10 protein-coding genes are annotated in these 17,105 nt (G+C 71.3%); 2 read left to right on the top strand and 8 right to left on the bottom strand.

Annotation, left to right across the window (positions count from 1 at the left end):
* Positions 1 to 30 precede the first annotated feature (30 nt).
* The gene (locus ACZ5SK_RS25100) at positions 31 to 2,073 is read left to right on the top strand and encodes a glycoside hydrolase family 31 protein (protein WP_468576607.1); all 2,043 of its coding nucleotides are present in this window, start codon (positions 31 to 33) and stop codon (positions 2,071 to 2,073) included.
* A gap of 55 nt (positions 2,074 to 2,128) precedes the next feature.
* On the opposite strand, the gene ACZ5SK_RS25095 is transcribed toward ACZ5SK_RS25100, so the two are convergent.
* The 8 genes from ACZ5SK_RS25095 to ACZ5SK_RS25060 all read right to left on the bottom strand — a co-directional run bounded on the left by ACZ5SK_RS25095 (position 2,129) and on the right by ACZ5SK_RS25060 (position 13,908).
* Positions 2,129 to 2,755, bottom strand: a complete 627-nt coding sequence (locus ACZ5SK_RS25095; RefSeq protein WP_334576789.1) for a chorismate mutase — start codon at positions 2,753 to 2,755, stop codon at positions 2,129 to 2,131.
* Positions 2,756 to 2,790: 35 nt separating this feature from the next.
* Positions 2,791 to 3,519, bottom strand: coding sequence for a glycoside hydrolase family 12 protein (locus ACZ5SK_RS25090; RefSeq protein ID WP_334576790.1), 729 nt, complete (start codon positions 3,517 to 3,519; stop codon positions 2,791 to 2,793).
* Between the two features lie 26 nt (positions 3,520 to 3,545).
* Positions 3,546 to 5,810: a glycosyl hydrolase family 95 catalytic domain-containing protein gene (locus tag ACZ5SK_RS25085; RefSeq protein ID WP_334576791.1), complete on the bottom strand. Its 2,265-nt coding sequence runs from the start codon at positions 5,808 to 5,810 to the stop codon at positions 3,546 to 3,548.
* Positions 5,807 to 7,789 (bottom strand): beta-galactosidase, encoded by a 1,983-nt coding sequence (locus ACZ5SK_RS25080; RefSeq protein WP_468576606.1) that lies wholly within the window; start codon positions 7,787 to 7,789, stop codon positions 5,807 to 5,809. The genes ACZ5SK_RS25085 and ACZ5SK_RS25080 overlap by 4 nt, the downstream gene beginning before the upstream one ends.
* Positions 7,789 to 10,002 (bottom strand): WD40/YVTN/BNR-like repeat-containing protein, encoded by a 2,214-nt coding sequence (locus ACZ5SK_RS25075; protein WP_334576793.1) that lies wholly within the window; start codon positions 10,000 to 10,002, stop codon positions 7,789 to 7,791. The genes ACZ5SK_RS25080 and ACZ5SK_RS25075 overlap by 1 nt, the downstream gene beginning before the upstream one ends.
* A 218-nt stretch (positions 10,003 to 10,220) precedes the next feature.
* Positions 10,221 to 11,156 (bottom strand): carbohydrate ABC transporter permease, encoded by a 936-nt coding sequence (locus ACZ5SK_RS25070; protein WP_334576794.1) that lies wholly within the window; start codon positions 11,154 to 11,156, stop codon positions 10,221 to 10,223.
* Entirely contained in the window at positions 11,153 to 12,187 is a 1,035-nt protein-coding gene (locus tag ACZ5SK_RS25065) for an ABC transporter permease (RefSeq protein ID WP_361705024.1), read from the bottom strand. The genes ACZ5SK_RS25070 and ACZ5SK_RS25065 overlap by 4 nt, the downstream gene beginning before the upstream one ends.
* 26 nt (positions 12,188 to 12,213) lie before the next feature.
* Positions 12,214 to 13,908, bottom strand: coding sequence for an extracellular solute-binding protein (locus ACZ5SK_RS25060; protein WP_334576798.1), 1,695 nt, complete (start codon positions 13,906 to 13,908; stop codon positions 12,214 to 12,216).
* A 327-nt stretch (positions 13,909 to 14,235) separates the two neighbouring features.
* Here ACZ5SK_RS25060 and ACZ5SK_RS25055 point away from each other — a divergent pair, with 327 nt between their 5' ends.
* The gene (locus ACZ5SK_RS25055) at positions 14,236 to 17,085 is read left to right on the top strand and encodes a glycoside hydrolase family 3 C-terminal domain-containing protein (protein WP_334576800.1); all 2,850 of its coding nucleotides are present in this window, start codon (positions 14,236 to 14,238) and stop codon (positions 17,083 to 17,085) included.
* Positions 17,086 to 17,105 lie beyond the last annotated feature (20 nt).

The raw sequence follows: 17,105 nt of genomic DNA, 5'->3' as shown, positions 1-17,105 counted from the left end.
TGAAGGGCGGAGCATCCACGGAGGAATCCGATGAAACAGCCTGCCGAAAACCAGCCTCAGGTCTCCCTCGCGCAGTCCTCCCCCACGGTCGGCACGTTCCGCGAACGCGACGGCGCGCTGGAGTGGAGCGGCCGTCAGGAGACCCTGCGGATCGAGCCCTGGGGTCCGGACGCCGTCCGGGTGCGGGCCCGGCTCGGCGGGCCGATTCTCCAAGGGCTGCCGGGAGCGCTGCTCGACGAGCCGCCGGCCACCGAGAGCAGCGTCAAGGTCGGCGACGACGAAGGCCAGTTGACGGTCGGCGCGCTGACCGTCGAGGTGTCCGCCGAGGGCCTGATCCGCTTTCTGCGCACGGAGAGCCGTACGGAGATCCTGGCCGAGGAGCGCGCCCACTTCTGGTGGCCCGGCTCACGGCTCTACACGGCCGTCGGCAACGGACACCACCGTCTGGAGCAGCGCTTCGCCGCGTACGACGACGAGAAGCTGTACGGGCTCGGGCAGCACCAGCACGGCCGGCTGGACCAGAAGGGGCTGGTCCTGGACCTCGTCCAGCGCAACGCCGAGGTCGGCATCCCGGTGCTCACCTCCAGCCGCGGCTACACGCTGCTGTGGAACAACCCGGCGATCGGCCGGGTGGAGCTGGCCGGGAACGGCACGCGCTGGGTGGCGGACTCGGCCCGGCAGATCGACTACTGGATCAGCGCGGGAACGCCGGCCGAGGGCCAGCGCCGCTACAGCGCGGTGACCGGCCGCACCCCGATGCTGCCGGAGTGGGCGGCGGGCTTCTGGCAGTGCAAGCTGCGCTATCGCACGCAGGACGAACTCCTCGCCGTGGCACGGGAGTACAAGCGCCGCGGGCTGCCCCTGGACGCCATCGTCTGCGACTTCTTCCACTGGACGCATCTCGGCGAGTGGAAGTTCGACCCGGCGGAGTGGCCCGACCCGGCGGCGATGGTCCGTGAACTGGACGAGCTGGGCGTGAAACTGGTGGTCAGCGTCTGGCCGTCGGTGTCGCCGCTGAGCGAGAACCACCCGGTGATGGAGCAGCGCGGCTACTTCATCGGCACCCAGTACGGCCCGATGGCGCACGCCGACTGGCCGGACAAGGGCGTCGCCTCCACGGTCCAGGTGGCGTTCTACGACGCGACGAACCCCGACGCCCGTGAGTTCGTGTGGTCGAAGATCCGGGACAACTACCTTGCCCCGTACGGCATCACGGCGTTCTGGCTGGACGCCTGCGAGCCCGAGCTGAAGCCGGGCTTCCAGGAGAACCTGCGGTACTGGGCGGGTCCGGGTCTGGAGGTCGGCAACATCTACCCGGCGGACAACGCCCGCACCTTCTACGAGGGGCTGCGCGCGGCGGGCGAGGAAGAGATCATCAGCCTCAACCGGTCGGCGTGGGCGGGCAGTCAGCGCTACGGCGCCGCCCTGTGGTCCGGTGACATCGGCACCGACTTCGCGACCCTGCGCCGCCAGATCGCGGCGGGTCTCAACACGGCGCTGTCCGGCATCCCGTGGTGGAACACGGACATCGGCGGCTTCCACGGCGGCGACCCGGGCGACCCGGCGTACCAGGAGGTGATGGTGCGCTGGTTCCAGTTCGGCGCGCTGTCCCCGCTGATGCGTCTGCACGGCTTCCGCGACCCGGGCATGCCGCTGGGCCCGGACATGACCGGCGGCCCCAACGAGGTGTGGTCGTACGGCGAGCAGGCCGGGCCGGTCCTGGAGAAGTACCTGCGGCTGCGCGAGCGCATCAAGCCGTATGTCCTGAAGGTCATGCGGGAGGCGCACGAGGAGGGGCTGCCGCCGATGCGGCCGCTGTTCCTGGAGTTCCCCGACGATCCCGCGACCTGGTCCGTCGACGACTCCTACCTCTTCGGCCGGGATGTGCTGGTCGCCCCGGTGCTGACGGCGGGCGCCACGGCCCGCACGGCCTACCTCCCGGCAGGCGCGACCTGGACGGACGCGTGGACGGGTGAGACGTACGAGGGCGGTACGGCCGTGACGGTCGACGCCCCGCTGGACCGGCTCCCGCTGTTCCTGCGGGACGGGGCGCGGCTGCCGGTGGCCGGGTAGCGGCGCCGGTGCGGCCGGTCCCACGGGGGTGGGGCCGGCCGCATGGTCGTGCGGGTCAGCCGCAGACGGAGGCCAGGGAGCGGACGAGTGCCCGGGTGTGCAGGCCGTCGAGGTGGTCCTCGTGGTGGACCTGGAGTACGCCGACGGCCACTCCGGGACGGCAGGTGGGCGTGGAGCGGTCGGCGGTCGTGTCGGCGAGGGCCTGGACGAGGGCGCTCGTGACGCGGTTGATCTCCACGCGTACGACGCTCAGATCGGGGCGGGTGGTGGGAGCCTGCTCGGGGTGGTCGGTCCAGCGCTGGAACAGGCCGCGCTGCACGATCTTGTTCGCCTCGATCTGGTCGCGGAATATCGTCCGGACCTCGTCCGGGTCGGCGCCCAGCCGCGTGGCCTGGGCGGCCACGTTGTCGAGGACCTGCTGCTCACGGGCAGGGTCGTCGATGGGAGTGGCGGTGCCCCACTTGGCGGCGGCGACCTGGTCGGCGGTGGCGAGCCGCTCGGCGGACAGTTCGACGACGAGGTGGAGGGCGGAGAGGGGGTGGGGGGTGGCACGGGGCGCCGTGGCGGACGCGGAGGTCCCGGAGAGGGGAACCGCGACCGCGGTGCTCGTCGCGGCGAGGGCGACGGCCGCGGCCGCGGCCACGGTGGTCAGGACACGGCGCAGGGGGGTGGGGGTACGCATACCCCCATCCAACCCGACGCCGCTTCACGATCAGGTCAACTGCTGCTCACGGAAACGTTGTTCGTGGTGAAGTCCAGGCCGCCCGAGGACGAGGTGATCTCGAAGCCGAACTGCACGTCGGTGATGGTCACGTTGCCCATCCACTGCTTCGTGTCCTTGATCCACTTCAGGATCGGCAGGATCTGCACGGTGCCGGAGGTCGAGTCCGACGTGCGCAGGAACGAGTAGACCTGCCAGGTCGAGCCGTCGGACCGGGTGGCCGTGCCCTTGTAGACGTTCCAGCTGTGGCCGCCGAGCGTCGCGCTGCCCTGGAGGCTGCCGAGCGCCCCGACGCTGCCGTTGTAGTTGACCCACAGCATGATCTCGTGGTTGTTGCCGGTGTCCCAGACGTCGTACGAGGTGTTGTACGAGCCCGAGGACGGCACGGTGACGTTGTAGCTGCTGTTGAGCGACCCGAGGGAGGTGATCGACTTGTTGATCACCTTCTTGGCGTTGGGGTAGGACTTGATGCCGCCGGTGTTGGGGTGGTTGGCCCAGACACCCCAGTTGGTGCCGGAGTTGGCCCAGATGCACTGGCTGCCCGCGCCCGAGCCCCAGATGTTGTTGTAGAGGGTGTAGCCGTTCAGGCTGGTGTTGCCCCACTGGTCGCAGGAGTTCCAGACGGCGGCCGAGGCGGGCGCGGAGGCGAGGCCGATCGTGGCGCCGAGCGCGAGAGCGGGGGCGAGCAGGGCTTTGGCGACCCTGCCGAGGGTGCGTGTTGCCATGGTGTCCCTTCCATGGGTGGGGGGAGTTACCACGCCCCTAGGGTGAGGACGTGGTCTTCTCCGGCGACGAGGTCGAGCGGCTGTGCTTCGTCGTCGCCGTCGCCGGAGGAAGTCCTGAGTTCGATGCGGTGGCTGCGGTGCGGTTTCAGTACGGCCCGCGCGCCGTCGGGGCCCCACACGAGGTCGAGTTCGGCGCCGAACCGGGTGCGCACGCCCCGCAGTTCGCCCGACGGGAGGGCCGGGTCGGGGGCGGGCAGCAGGACCAGCCGGTCGGGGGTCGACTGGACGAGCGTCTCGATCAGCACGGCGGGCAGGGTGTGCGCGGCGTCCGCGTTGTAGACGTCGCGGCGGGGGTAGTGGGCGCTCATCAGCGAGGCGTGGAAGAAGTCGCCGTCGAGGACCTGGGCGAGGGCGTGGGCGACGCGCCGGCCGTCCCGGAGCCGGGCCGCGATCAGCGCGTGGTGGAGGTGGCCGTGCGCGGAGTCGTTCTCGGCGCCGCGCAGGGCGAGGGCGCGGTGGGCGGCGGCCGCGAGGCGCGGGGTGTCGTAGGGGTTGATCTCGTCGAGGGGCCAGACGCCGTAGAGGTGGCTGAGGTGGCGGTGGTCGTAGGTGTCGTCGAGGCCGGGCCGGGCCCATTCGGCGAGGGCGCCGTCCGCGTTGATCCGGTGGGGCGGGAGGCGGTCGGCGAGGGCGCGCCAGCGGTCGGCCTGCTCGGGGTCGTCCGGGTGGTAGTCGGCAGCCGTGAGGAGCGCGTGCCGGGCGGCGGAGAGGTCCATGGCCGCGTTGAGGGCGCCCCAGCTCGCGTTGGCGGGGCGGTTCTCGGGCGAGTAGGAGGGGACGACGACGAGGTGGCCGTCGGGGTCGCCGGGGTCGGTGCGGGTCAGGAAGTCCTCGTAGAACCGGGCGACTTCGGCGAGGGCGGCGGCGGTGCGCGGGTCGCGTGCGCCGCGTGTCTCGTCGTGGTCGACGAGCGGTTTGAGCAGCCAGTCGGCGCCGGCGGTCCACAGGTGGAGCGGGTACTCGCGGCTGAAGTGGTACGTCAGTCCGGACTCGCCGTCGGTGTGGGCGGGCGCGACCGCGCCCCGGGCGCCGAAGACCGCTCGGGCGTTCTCCTGCCAGTCGTCGAGCTGACGGTGGATCAGAGAGGCGAGGGCGTCGGTGACTTCGGGAAGTGCGGCGGGAGCGGCGGAGGCGGTCTGGAGGTTGACGTTGGCGTCGTTGGTGAAGGCCCCGGCCCAGGCGGTGTCCCAGTCGCCGGTCCACAGGCCGGGCAGGCGGGGCGGGTTGAGGCCGGAGGAGGAGAGCAGGTGGTAGCGGCCCGCGGCGAAGAGGCGCTCCAGGAGAGCCGTGCTGCGGGGGCGTTCCAGCAGTTCGGAGCCGGGGAGGCCGCGCTCGGCGGGGTCGGCGTTCAGGTCGAGGGTGACGCGGTCGTAGGCGGTGCGGTGGAGGGGGAGGTGGCGGGCGAGGAGGTCGTCGTAGAGGTGCGGCAGCTCGGTCAGGGCGCGCTGCTGCGCGGTGACGTCGAGCTCGCCGGTGTGCCGGTGCACGCGGGTGAGCAGCAGTACGGACTGGGCGCCGGTGACGCGTACGCCGGGGTGGGTGAGCCGGGTGCGGCCGCCGGTGGCGACGACGAGGGTCACGCCGGTGTAGGCGCGGTCGCTGTCGGGGTAGCGGGCGCGCAGGGTGAGCAGGGCGCCGTCCGGGGTGAGGACGCAGCCCTGGCCGACGGCGAGGTCGGCGGGCGCGCCGGGCAGCCGGTGGTCGAGGGAGATGTCCAGGTCGAGGCCGGTGACCTGGTGGACGATCACGTCGTCGGCGCGGGAGACGAAGACCCGGCCGGCGCCGCCCACGCAGGCGGCGTCGGTCTCGCCGGTGGTGAAGTCGACGAGGCGGAGATAGCGGCGGTATCGGCGCGGTTCGTCCGAGGGCGCTCTGCGCAGCCGTATCTGGAAGGCGGGGTGGAAGGGCTGGACCCATTGCAGGGGCCGGTGGTCGGTGAAGCCTTCGGCGGCCTCCCACTGGCCGGCCAGCAACTTGTCCTGGAGGGCGGGGAGTTCGGCGGCCAGCTCGGGCGGGCGGGCGTGTTCGGCGCCGTTGGGGCGGACCAGGGTGTGGTGGGTGACGATCACCCGGTCGTCGTAGGGATCGCCGAACACGAGGGCGCCGTGCCGGCCGTTGCCGCTGAGGAAGGCGTCCTCCCAGCGGGCGGCGGGCTGGTACTCGAAGGTTGCGTGCACGGGGCTGTCGGTGTTCGGGCGGGCGGGGTACGCGCGGGGCGGGACGTGGGTCATGAGCGCAACACCACCACGCCGTAGCGGCCCAGCGTGATCTCATCGGTGAGGGTCGTCCCGGTCAGCAGGTCGTGGTGGGTGCCCGGGAGGCGGACGGTGACCGGCTCGCGGCCGTGGTGGAGCAGGAACAGCAGGTCGCCGCGGCGTACGGCCTCGACGCCCGGCGGGAGGCCGTCGAGGACGGGCCGGGCGCCCGCGTCGGCGGCGATCCGGGCGAGCAGTGCGCGCAGGGCGTCGGGCTCGGGGAGCGTGGAGACGTACCAGGCGCGGTCGCCTCGCAGGACGGCGGGCAGTCCGTCGAGCTCGCCGCCCTGGTAGACGGCTTCCACCGCGCCCGGGTCGGCCGCTTCCAGCTCCTCCGACCACAGGGTGCCGCCGAAGCCGTCGGTCTCGACGCGCTCCCCCGCCCCCAGCGGCCACCACTCGTGCAGGGTGCGGATGCCGAACAGCTCGCGCAGCCGGGCGTCGATGCCGCCGGGGCGGACCCGGTCGTCCTCGTCGGCCACACCGGTCAGGAAGCCGGCCACGAGGGTGCCGCCGCCGTGGACGTGGGCGAGGAGGTTGTCGATCGCCGCGTCGGTCATCGCGTACAGCTGTGGGACGACGACCAGTCTGTAGCCGGTGAGGTCGTGCTCGGGGTGAGCGAAGTCGGTGGTGAGGTGAGCCTCCCACAGGGCGCGGTGCCAGGCGTGCAGGACCGCCGCGTGGTCGACGCGGGTGGAGGGGCGGCCGTCCTGGGCGCCGGCCCACCAGGCGTGCCAGTCGTGCAGGATCACGACGTCCGCAGGGATATGACTGCCCGTCACCTGACCGCCGATGCGGGCGAGTTCGGTGCCGAGCTGTTTGACCTCCTGGAAGGTGCGGCCGTGTTCGCCCGCGTGGCTGACCATCCCGGAGTGGAACTTCTCGGCGCCCTGCCGGGACTGGCGCCACTGGAAGTAGCAGACGGCGTCCGCGCCACGGGCCACGGCCTGCAGGGACCAGAGCCGGTTGAGGCCGCGCGGTTTGGGGTGGTTCACCCCGCGCCAGTTGACCGGGCCGGCCGCCTGCTCCATCAGCATCCAGGGGCCGCGGGCCTGGGACCGGGTCAGGTCCTGGACGAGAGCGCCGTGCTGGGCGCCGAAGGGGTCGCGCGGGTCGGGGTAGAGGTCGACGGAGACCACGTCCTCCTCCTCGGCCCAGCGCCAGGCGTCCTGGCCGATGAAGAGCGGCATGAAGTTGGTGGTGACGGGGATGTGCGGGGTGTGCCGGGCGACGATGTCACGTTCGGCGAGGTAGCACTCCAGGAGCGCGTCGGAGGTGAAGCGCCGGAAGTCCAGCACCTGGGCCGGGTTCTTCAGGTAGTGGGTGCGGCGGGCGGGCAGGATGCCGTCCCAGCTGTCGTAGCCCTGGCTCCAGAACGCCGTGCCCCAGGCGGTGTTGAGGGCGTCGAGGGTGCCGTACTTCTCGCGCAGCCAGCGGCGGAACGCGGCGGCCGCCTCGTCGCCGTGGTCGGCGGTGCAGTACTCGTTGTTGATGTGCCACATGGTGAGGGCGGGGTGGCCGCCGTAGCGGGCGGCCAGGTCCTCGGTGATGGCGGCGGCGTAGCGGCGGTAGGTGGCGCTGGAGTGCGAGAAGTGCTGCCGGCCGCCCCACCGCTCGACGTCGCCGTTCTCGTCGCGGGGCAGTGTGTCCGGGTGCAGGCGGCCCAGCCACGGGGGCGGGGCGGAGGTGGGGGTGGCCAGGACGACGCCGACGCCGTGCTCGTGCATCAGGTCCATCAGCCGGTCCAGCCAGCCGAACTCCCGGGCGCCCGGCTCGGGTTCGAGCTTCGCCCAGGAGAAGACGCCGAGGGTGACGGAGTTGACGCCGGCGTCCTTCATGAGGCGGATGTCCTCGTGCCAGGTCTCCTCGGGCCACTGCTCGGGGTTGTAGTCGCCGCCGAAGAGGATGCGGCCCCGGGTGGCGTCGGCGAGGGTGGGCCGGTGGACGGCCGGCATCAGACGGGCTCCCCGTACTGGATGCCCCGGCCGTTGGTGGCGATGTAGACACGGCCGTGGATCCGCGGGTCGGCGGCGATGGTCGCGCCGATCCAGCCCCACTGGTGCTGGTCGTCGTTGACCCGCGTCCAGCTCTTCGCGCCGTCGTCGGAGCGGTACACGGCGGTGATCGCCTCGGTGGAGCCGACCTGGTAGACCGCCGGGTAGTCGGCGCCGTCGGCGGCCTTGCCGAAGGCGAGGGTGTACGAGGCCCAGCAGCTGGTCAGCTTGGTGAAGGTCGCGCCGCCGTCGGTGGACCGGTACAGGCCGTTCCCCTTGGTGCTCAGCCACAGGTCGCCGGAGCGTCCCGGGGCCGCGGCCAGCTGGAACTGGCTGTCGCCCAAGGGCAGTCCGCCGGCCCGAGCGGTGAAGGTGAGGCCGCCGTCCGTGCTGGCGAACAGGGTTCCCGTGTCGCTGTCGTAGGCGTAGAAACGCGTCGGGTCGGCCGGGTCGGCGAGCGGGGTGGCGCCCTTGGGGAAGGAGGAGACCTCGGCCCAGGTGGCGCCGTTGTCCGTGGAGCGGTGGGCGGGGTACTTGGTGCCGTCCCAGTGCACGAAGGTCCACAGCAGCACGCTTGCGTCGGCGCTCGCGGCGATCGGCCCGGGCGCGTCCTTGGCGAGGGCCGGCTGGGTCGCGAAGGGCGCCCAGGTCCTGCCGCCGTCGCTGGAGCTGGCGCCGTTGCCGTGGTCGCCGAAGCCCGTGCGGACGACGTAGGACGGCTTGGCGGCGGCCTGGGCGAGTCCCGTCGCCGACCCGAACACGGGGTTCGTCGCCATGCCCCGCGACGGCGAGGCCGTGAGCCGCTCGTGGTACATCACGCCGACGTCGCCGAGCCCGCTGATCAGGTGCGCCTGCCCGGTCGGGGGCGAGATCAACTGGCGTACGGAGGTCTCCTCCAGGCCGCGGATCTGTGGGGCCCAGTGCTTCAGGTCGCGGGTGCCGTAGAGGGTGGCGCCGGTGCCGTAGACGATGTGCCGGGAGTCGTACGGGTCGACGGCGAGGGCCTGGATCCACCAGCCGAACTTCGGCTGGTCGGCGCCGAAGGTGAGGAACGGCGTCTCGGACACGTCGAGGACCGCCGAGTCCTTCAGGGACGTCCAGGTACGGCCGCCGTTCGTGGTCCGGTACAGGGTGTCGACGGCGGCCCACCGGTTGTTGGTGGAGACGACGACGGTGCCGGGCCGCCGGGCGTCGACGGCGACGCCGCCGTAGCCGAAGCTGTCGACGCTCCCGTCGCTCGTCGTTCCGCCCGGCTTCGCGGGCGTGACGTCGGTCCACTTGCCGGTGGCGGTGGCCAGCTTGTGCACGCTGCCGTCGGACTGCCCGTTGGGTCCTGGCGCGTTGGCGTACGTCACGTACAGCTCGCGGGTGTGGCAGTCGTAGGCGGCGCGGACGGGGACCTTGGCGGCGGCGCCGGCGGGCAGGCCGGGGACGGTTTCCCAGGTGGCGCCGTCGGCGGTGCGGAACAGGTTGGCGGTGGCCCCGTCGGAGTCGCCCCAGCCGGCGTAGAGGGTGCGGCCGGCGGCGACGAGGAGGGTGACGCCCTGGCCGCTCGCGCTCGGGGCGCCGGGGAAGGCGGTGGCGGCGGCCCAGGTGGCTCCTTGGTCGGTCGACTTGAGCAGCCCGTCGTGTCGCGTCCCGAGCCACAGGGTGTCGCTGTCGCGCGGGTCGACCAGCAGCCGCTCCCCCGTGCCCCGGCCGTCCTCGTTCCCGCCGAGCTTGACGGTGAGGTCGCTGCGGGTCCAGGTGGCGCCGCGGTCCTCGGAACGCAGGACGGCTCCGTTGCCGGCCCAGGACTGGGCGTAGGTGCCGAGCGCGAGGTAGACGCGGTCGGGGTGGGCGGGGTCCACGGCGAGCGCCTCGACCCCGAGGAGGTTCCAGTCGTCCCAGCCGAGGTGGTCGGTGAGGGGGGTCCAGCGGGCGGCTCTGTCGTCCCAGCGGTAGGCGCCGCCGATGTCGGTGCGGGCGTAGGCGAGAGAGCGGACGGTGGGGTGGAAGAGGACGCCGGTGACGAACCCGGTGCCGCCGATGACGACGTTGCGCCAGCGGTAGCCTCGGGCGGTCGAACCGGATCGGGTGGCTGCGGCTCGGGCCGGGTTCTGGGTGAGTGGGAGTGCGGTGAGCGTGGCGGCGGCTGCGGTGCCGGTGAGGAGGGTGCGGCGGGTGGGGAGCATGGTGGGCTACCTCGGTGGGTGAAGGTGTACGGGCCGGGGCCATGTCGTTCGGCTGCGGGTGGTGGGGGCTGGTCGCGCGGTTCCCCCGCGCCCCTGAGCAGGGCCGGTCACACCCGGCCCGCAAGGCGCGGGACAGTGTCGGTATGCGGCTCCGCGACATGGGCACGCCTGCCACGGCGAACCGCGGCCGCCGTGCCTGCCGCCCCCGGCGCCGGGCGTCAGCCCTTGACCGCGCCGGTCAGCATGCCCTTCTTGAAGTGCTTCTGGACGAACGGGGAGAGCACGGCGACCGGCAGCAACGCCAGCACCATGACCGCCATCTGCACGGCCAGGCCCGACACCTGGCCCGTCTTGATGGCCTGCCCCATGCCCACCGGCGCCTCCTGCTTCTGCACCAGCTGGATCATGACGTTCTGCAGCGGCATCATGTCCTGGTCGTTGAGGTACAGCGACGCGTTGAACCAGGCACTCCAGTACCCGACGGCGTAGAACAGCGTGATGACCGCCAGGACCGCCCTCGACAGCGGCATGACGATCTGCCAGAGGATGCGGAAGTCGCCCGCCCCGTCGATCCGCGCGCTGTCGATGAGCTCCTGCGAGATCCCCATGAAGAAGCCGCGCAGGACCAGGATGTTGAACACGCTGATCGCGCTCGGCAGGATCAGCGCGAGGTAGGAGTCCATCAGGCCCAGGGACTGCACCAGCAGATAGGTGGGGATCAGGCCCGCGCTGAAGAACATCGTCGCCAGCAGGACCATCAGGATCCAGCGGTGCCCGAGCGAGCCCGAGCGGGAGAGACCGTAGGCGCACAGCACGGAGACGCCCATCGAGAAGAGCGTGCCGACGAGGGTGATCAGGACGCTGATGACCGCCGCGCGGGTGACCTGTCCGCCGCTGAGCAGCTCCCGGTAGGCGACGAGGGTGATCCCCTTGGGGATCATCACCAGCCCGCCGGCCTCGTCGATGGTCTTCCGGGAGGAGAGGCTGGTGACGAGGACGATCCACAGCGGGAAGAGGATCGCCAGGCAGGCGAAGGCCAGGGCGATGCCCTTGCCCGCGAGGCCGGCCCTGCTGGGCTCCTCCTCCCACACGGGTCGCGGCGGCGCGGCCCACCGGCCGGGTGTGCGCACGGGTTTGTCGATGACGGCGGTCACTTCTTGTACACCCCCTGCTCGCCCATGAGATGGGCCACCTTGTTCGCGACGAGCACCAGGCCGAGGCTGATGACGCCCTTGATCAGGCCGGCGGCGGCCGCGTAGCCGAAGTCCTGGTTGCGGACGCCGTTCCACCACACGAAGGTGTCGAGGACCTCCGACGCCCCTGGTCCAACCGCGTCGCGCTGGAGCAGGATCTGCTCGAAGCCGACCGTCAGCGCGTCCCCCACCCGCAGCACCAGCAGCAGCGCGATGACGGGGCGCAGGGCGGGAAGGGTCACGTGCCACATCCGGCGCCAGCGGTTGGCGCCGTCCATCGCGGCGGCCTCGTAGAGGTCCGGATTGACCGAGGCCAGCGCGGCGAGGAAGACGATGATGCCCCAGCCGGCGTCCTTCCAGACGCTCTGCGCGGTGATCAGGAACTTGAAGGTGTCCGGGTCGGTCATGATGTCGATGCCGTCGTACCCGTGCTGGCGCAGCAGCTGCGAGAGGAGCCCCGCGCCGCCGAACAGCTGCTGGAAGACGGCGATGACCAGCACCCAGGAGAAGAAGTGCGGCAGGTAGAGGATCGCCTGCGACACCGCCCGCACCCGGGGCCTGACCACGCTGTTGATGAGCAGCGCGAGCATGATCGGGATCGGGAAGTACAGCACCAGCTGGAGGAAGAACAGCACCAGGGTGTTCTGGACGGCCTCCCAGAAGGCCGAGTCCTCGAAGAGCCGCTGGAAGTTCTCCAGGCCCACCCAGGGGCTGTGCAGGATGGAGACGACTCCGTTGTCGCTGATGTAGGGGTCGTAGTCCTGGAAGGCGACCACGTTGCCGAGGATCGGCACGTAGTTGAAGAGCAGGACGAGGGCGACCGCCGGGAGCGTCATCAGCAGCAGGACGCGGTCCCGTCTGAACCTGACCCGCAGACCCAGCTTCCCGGAGGACCGTTTCCTCTGGGGGCGGGTGGGGCCGCCGGGCGCCACCGGGGTCTTTCCCGTCTCGTCGGCCTCGGCCCTGTTCCGAGGCACCGTGCTGTGCGACACGGCCGTTCTCCTCGCCTCGCCGCCGGTCAGCTCGCCGCCGTGCCGTTGTCGTCGAGCAGCTTCTGGTACCAGGCGCGCAGCTCGTCGCCGCCCTTCTTCTTCCAGTCGGAGACGGCCGCCTGCATGTCGCTGATCTTCTTGCGGCCGCGGACGATGTCGTCCTCCAGCTGCTCGAAGTCGTTGGAGAGGTTGGTCCAGCGGCTGGGCTCGGTGATCTGCATGCCGTAGAAGGCCGACTTCTTGGTGAAGGCGCCCATCCGCTGCTGCCACTCGACCTGGCCCTTGGCTATGGCCGGGAAGTCGGGGTGGGCGATGGTCGACGCCGGGCTCGCGACCATCACGAAGGCGTTCAGGACCTCCTGGTTGCCCTTGTCGTTCTTGACGGGCACCCCGTCCTTGACGCTGTAGTGCGTGCCCTCCACCCCGTAGTTGGTGAGCATGTACTCCTTGGTGCCGTACGGGGCGGCGGTGACGTTGGCGACGGCCAGCACATCGCGGATGACGGCCTCGGAGGCCTTCTTGTTGACGAAGGCGAAGATGTTGGCCGGCTGGGTGGCGTAGATGACCGGGGTGGCGCCGCCGTGGCCGAAGATGTCCATGCCCCAGATCTGGAAGGCGGGGTTCTGGGTGGCCTGCGAGGCCTGCTGCCCGTACCAGCTGGAGATGTCGTTGTTGTAGATGAGGAACTCACCGGCGGCGAACTTGGTGCTCGGGTCGACGGCCTGGCTTTTGCCCAGCTTGAAGTCCGGGTGCACGTAACCGGCGGCGAACAGCTTGCGCGTCCACTCCAGCGCCTCGAGGTAGGAGTCCAGCTCGATGCGGTTGACCAGCTTGCCGCCTTCGAGGATCCAGCCGAGCGGTTTCTCCCCGCCGGAAGGGACCCCGAAGCTGTTGAACGCGGTCCACTTCATGTCGCCGCAGGCCCACACCTTCGCCTTGGCGTTGGTGATCTCCTTGGCCAGGGCCATGAACTCGTCCGTCGTCTTCGGGACCGTGTAGCCGTGCTTGTCGAAGAGGTCCTTGCGGTAGAAGGGCACGATGTTGGGGACGTAGGAGGACGGCATCGGCAGACCGCGCAGCTTGCCGCCGAAGAGGGAGCGCTGCCAGGCGTCGGTCGGGATCGCCGCGAGGTTCGGGTAGTCCTTGACCTTGTCGCCGGACAGGTACGGGCCCAGGTCGGCGAACTTGCTGAGGATCGCGCTGGGTATCTTGCCGCCCATGTTCCAGCCGGGGACGACCACCACGTCCGGCACATCGCTGGAGGCGAGCACGGCGCCGAGCTTCTGGTCGTAGGTGTTGCCGTCCTGGTTCTGCCAGGCGACGTCGACGCCGATGAGGGCGTTCATCGCCGTGTAGTAGGCGTTGTCGCCCTTCGGCGGCGAGCCCCAGAACGGCGACATGATCGTCACCTTGCTGCCCTTGCCGAGCTTCTTCGGCACCGAGGTCTTCAGCGTGGCGAGGTCGAGCTTGCTGGTGAAGCCGACCGAGGAACCGTTCTTCGACGGGATGTCCGGCGTCACCACGTTGCTGGCCACGAAGGCGGGGAGGATCTTCTTCGCGTCCTTGCCCGACGTGGTGCCCTCGCGCGAGCCGCTGTCCGTGCCTCCGCAGGCGGCCAGCAACGGCATTCCTCCCGCCACCGCTGCGGTGGCGACCGCCGTGGAGGCGAGGAAGCTTCTCCGGCTGGGTCCGGAGGAGGCGGAAGCGGCGTTCGGCGTCATTGCGTCAACCCTTCGTGGCGCACCAGGACACCCGGCGGTGGCCGTCGGCTGCGGTGTCTCGAGTGGAACTGGCTGAGCTGAAGCGGATACTCCGACCACTGTCACGGTGATTTTCAGTCGAAGCGCTTCGATGTTGCTGCGAGGTTAAGTGAACACCCGGGGGTGCACAAGGGTCGCTTCAAACATTCCTCCGAGCCATCACGGGCGACCTGTTCGCATGCGCTGCTTGAAATAGCGGCGAGATGCCCTTGACACCCGCCCATACGTCGAATGAGCATCGAAGCGCTTCGAAAGAGTCTTCCCGCTCCACCGCAAAGGGATCCTCAAGTGACCGCACACCCGACGCCCACGCCGCCTTTCCGCGATCCTCAGCTGCCTTTCGCGAAGCGCATCGACGATCTGCTGTCGCGGCTGACCCTGGACGAGAAGGTCTCCTTCCTCCACCAGTTCGCCCCCGCCGTCGACCGTCTCGGCATCGCCGGGTTCCGCACCGGCCAGGAGGCGCTGCACGGCGTCGCCTGGATGGGTCCGGCGACGGTGTTCCCGCAGGCCGTGGGGCTGGGCGCGACCTGGAACACCGAGCTGGTGCGCCGGGTCGGCGAGGCGGTGTCCAAGGAGGTCAGGGCGATGCGCGCCCGCGACGAGCGCGTCGGCCTCAACGTCTGGTCGCCCACGGTCAATCTGCTGCGCCACCCGCTGTGGGGCCGTAACGAGGAGGGCTACTCCGAGGATCCGAAGCTCACCTCGGCCATCGCCACCGCCTACACCCACGGTCTGCGCGGTGACCATCCGACGTACTGGCGCACGGCCCCGGTGCTCAAACACTGGCTGGCCCACAACAACGAGACCGACCGGTCCGTCACGTCCTCCTCGGTCCGCCCGCGCGTGCTGCACGAGTACGACCTGCGCGCCTTCAAGGACACCGTCGAGGCGGGTGCGGTGGCCGGGGTGATGCCCGCGTACAACCTGGTCAACGGCCGCCCCAACCATGTCTCGCCGTATCTGCGCGAGCAACTGCGGGCCTGGACGGACGAGGAGCTGCTGGTCTGCTCGGACGCGGGCGCGCCCTCCAACCTGGTCGACTCCGAGCACTACTTCGACACCCACGAGGAGGCGACGGCGGCCTCGCTGGTCGCCGGCGTGGACAGCTTCACCGACCACGGCACGGACGGCTCGACGATCGTCGCCCGGGTCAGGGGCGCTCTGGAGCAGGGCCTGCTGACCGAGGCCGACGTCGACACGGCGGTGCGCCGCCAGTTGTCGGTCCGCTTCCGGCTGGGCGAGTTCGACCCGCACTACGACCCGCACGCGGAAACCGGCGAGTTCGACACCCCGGCGCACCGCGCCCTCGCCGAGGAGGCCGCCGAGCAGGCGATCGTGCTGCTGCGCAACGACGGGGTGCTGCCGCTGGCCGCCGACACCCGGATCGCGGTGGTGGGTCTGCTCGCCGACGAGTGCAAGCTCGACTGGTACAGCGGCACACTGATCCACCGCTCCACACCCCTGGAAGGGCTGTACGAGCGGTTCGGCGCCGAGCGGGTGGAGTTCGCGGAGGGTGTGGACCGGGTCCTGCTGAAGACCTCCGCGGGAACGTTTCTGAAGGTCCCGGCGGCCCCCGGGGCCGCCGACGAGGCGCGCGGCGCGGAGGGCGCCCTGGACCCGGCGCTGCTCGCCGGCCGCACGGACCTGCCCCCGCTCACCACGGACGGCGTGGCCGGCACGGAGTTCGCGCTCGTCGACTGGGGCGATGACGTGCTGACGCTCCGCGCCCCCGACGGCCGCTATGTCTCCGTCGCCGAGGACGGCTTCCTGCGTGCCTCCGCCGACCAGCCCGGCGGCTGGATCGTCCAGGAGACGTTCCGCCTCGAACCCCATGAGAACGGTCACCTCCTCCGGCACTTGGGTACGGGTCGCCACGTCAGTGTCGCCGCCGACGGCGTGCGGGTTGCCGAGGACAATCCCGAGGTCGTCGAGGTCATCGTCGTCGAAAGCGGCGAGGACGCAGTGACCCGCGTCACGGCCGAGGCCGATGTGGTCGTGGTCGTGGCGGGCAACGACCCGCACCTCAACGGGCGGGAGACCGAGGACCGCACCACCCTGCGGCTCCCCGCCCATCAGGAGCGGCTGCTGGCGGCGGCCCGGGCGGCGAACCCGCACACGGTGCTGGCGCTGGTGTCGGCGTACCCGTACGCGTTCCAGCCGGGTCCGCTGTCCGCGGTGCTGTGGACCGCGCACGGCGGCCAGGCGGCCGGCACCGCCCTGGCACGGGTCCTGGCGGGTGACGTCTCCCCCGCCGGCCGGCTCCCCCAGACCTGGTACGCCGACGACGCCGACCTGCCCGATCTCCTCGACTACGACGTGATCGGCGCCCGTCAGACGTATCTCTACTTCGAGGGCGCCCCGCTGTTCCCGTTCGGGCACGGCCTGTCGTACGCGTCGTTCTCGTACGCCGACCTGGCGGTGCGCGTGGAGGACGGCGCGGTGCACGTGGCCTTCACGGTCACCAACACCGGGGATATGACGGCCGACGAGGTCGCCCAGCTGTACACCCGGGCCGTGGACCCGTCGGTCACCCGGCCGCGCCGCGAGCTGCTCGGCCACCGTCGGGTGCGGCTCGCCCCCGGCGCGAAGGCGGAGCTGTCCTTCGAGGTCCCGCTGTCCGCGTTCGCGTTCTGGGACGTGGCGCACGGCCGGTGGCGGCTGGAGTCCGGCCCCTACGACCTCCTGGCCGGCGCGTCGAGCGCGGACGTCCGTCTGCGCGGGTCCGTCACGCTGGAGGGCGAGCCGTCCGCCCCGCGGCCGGTCCGCCGGCTCGGTCTGGAGGCGGCCGACTTCGACGAGCAGAGCGGCACGGAGATCGTCGACCGCACGAAGGTGTCGGGCGACGCGGTGACGCCGGCGCCGGGGACGGCGGACGGAACGGGCGAACTGGTCTACCGCGCCTGCGACTTCGGCGGGGGCGCCACGCGCGTGACGGTGACGGTGGCGGGGGCGGGCACGGTCGAACTGTCCCTCGGCGGCGGCCCGGCCCTGGCGACGGTGACGGTCGCCACGCCCACGCCGGGACGGTACGACTATCTCGACGTCGAGGCGCCCTTCACCGCCGAGGGCGTCCACGACCTGCACCTCAGACTGCGTGGCCCACTGCGGCTCGCGCACGTCGGCTTCTCCGGTTGAGGGGCTGGAGCGCCGACACG

The sequence above is a fragment of the Streptomyces sp. NPDC031474 genome, from assembly GCF_055581185.1.
This window is presented reverse-complemented; position numbering and strand designations above follow the sequence as displayed.